The sequence below is a fragment of the Dryocola clanedunensis genome (assembly GCF_038405435.1).
Lineage (GTDB): Bacteria > Pseudomonadota > Gammaproteobacteria > Enterobacterales > Enterobacteriaceae > Dryocola > Dryocola clanedunensis_A.
In genome coordinates, this window is the sequence record NZ_JBBYHZ010000249.1 from 1 (window position 1) to 510 (window position 510).

At 58.0% G+C, this 510-nt stretch carries 1 pseudogene; it reads right to left on the reverse strand.

The features are described from left to right. Positions 1-510: pseudogene (locus AAE045_RS24485) on the reverse strand (IS3-like element ISXac4 family transposase); the annotation flags it as partial.

Below are 510 nucleotides of genomic sequence, written 5' to 3' on the forward strand. Positions count from 1 at the left end.
GCGACCAGAGTTGAGTGATGTATCCAACTCAATATGCAGCACCTCACGGTTGAGGTCATCGAGCACATTGAATGTTTGGAATCGTTTGCCAACGCGGCACTCATGAAGTCCATGGTCCAGTCGGTATCTGGATGCCTGGGAACATACAGCGGCACACGCTCGCGCTTTGGCAGGCGGCGCTTGGCGGCCCTTCTCAGGTTGAGCTTCATCGCCTTGTATACCCGATAGATCCGCTTCGGATTCCAGTCCGATCGCTTCTTGCGTAGTTGATCGCTGCACTTCCAGAAACCTCGACTTGGCCGGTCCTCGACCAGCCTGGCCAATGCCAAGATCAACTCCGCATCGCGCACGGTCCAGTCCAGTGGCGGCGCATACCAGGCCGCACGAGACAAACCCACGTAACCGCAGGACCGGCTCAGGGGGGAGCGCGTGCGCCTCGGTGAGGAAACGCACTGCTTCACGCTTCTGACCCGGCCCTACAGTTTTTTTTGCGATCAGGTCCTTCAATGC